The organism is Zooshikella ganghwensis DSM 15267 (assembly GCF_000428585.1).
GTDB lineage: Bacteria > Pseudomonadota > Gammaproteobacteria > Pseudomonadales > Zooshikellaceae > Zooshikella > Zooshikella ganghwensis.
Genome location: NZ_AUAF01000394.1, coordinates 1 through 1,239 on the forward strand (window position 1 = coordinate 1; position 1,239 = coordinate 1,239).

Sequence of the window (1,239 nt, forward strand, 5' to 3'; positions counted from 1 at the left end):
CACAGTTTGTGTGTATTATTTAATAGGAACCAAGGCAATGCTCCTCTTCAGTTAGCTAAATTAATAGGCTAAAAAGTCGAGCATCGCGTTAAGTAATGTATTTGCACAACTAAAGTATTTATGCAGGGGAATATGATGAAGTATAGAAGTAGCACACTTATTTTAGTGGGTGCTGCTGTGTCCAGTACACTTTTTTCACTGCCCTCGTGGTCAGCTGAAAAAATTAATCTGGAATATAGTCCGTTAACACAGGCTATTCGCAGTGCAGCACCAGTCCATGAAATTTTACAACTAAGTTCAGAAAAAGATGTTATGGTTATCCGTTCGATTTCTACGAGTGATAACCAACAAAAACATCGATATCAACAATACTATGAAGGCGTACCTATTTATGGTTTTAGTTTTGTTGCCCGCGAAAATCATGCTGGTCAGTTTAGTGAATTTTCCGGAGATTTATTAGTTGCCCTGGATGAGCATAACTTAGAAGTTTCGCCCAGTTTAACGGCAGAGCAAGCACTGCAAATTGCCGTTGAGCAATCAGGTCACACAGGATTTGTGCAAGATAAAATTGAGCATAATAATAAGAAGCTATGGATTTATGCTGAAGACGAGGCTGATCCTCGACTAGCGTATGAAGTGAGCTACTTTACTCACAACGCATCAGGAAAACCTACTCGTCCCTTCTTTATAATTGATGCGCATACGGGCGAAGTACTTGATCACTGGGAAGGTCTTAATCACCAACAAGCAACAGGGCCTGGCGGTAATAAGAAGTCAGGAAAATACCAGTATGGCTCAGATCACGGACCGTTGGAGGTTGATGCTCAGTGTCGTATGAGTACTGCCAATGTTGAAACCATTGATATGAAACACAGGGAAAGTGGTGGTCAGGTTTTTCAGTTTAATTGTCCTGAAAATAATTATAAAGAAGTGAATGGTGGGTACTCACCGTTAAATGATGCCCATTATTTTGGTGGTGTTGTCTTTAAACTTTATAAAGAATGGTTTAATACTCAGCCCTTGAGTCATAAATTAAGAATGCGGGCACACTATAAACAAAATTATGACAATGCTATTTGGGATGGACGGCAAATGTCATTTGGTGATGGTGGGAGTATGTTCTATCCCCTCACCTCCTTAGATGTCATTTAATTACCCATAAATTTGCAATGAATACAAGGTTATGTCACTTTAGTTGCCAAAAGTGGACTTTTGGGCAAAAAACAATGGATTCTTGGC

1 protein-coding gene is annotated in these 1,239 nt (G+C 39.5%); it reads left to right on the plus strand.

The genetic code is table 11. The features are described from left to right. Positions 1-132: 132 nt before the first annotated feature. Complete coding sequence (locus F607_RS35910; RefSeq protein ID WP_169719865.1) at positions 133-1,152, plus strand: PepSY domain-containing protein; 1,020 nt, start codon at positions 133-135, stop codon at positions 1,150-1,152. Positions 1,153-1,239: the final 87 nt, after the last annotated feature.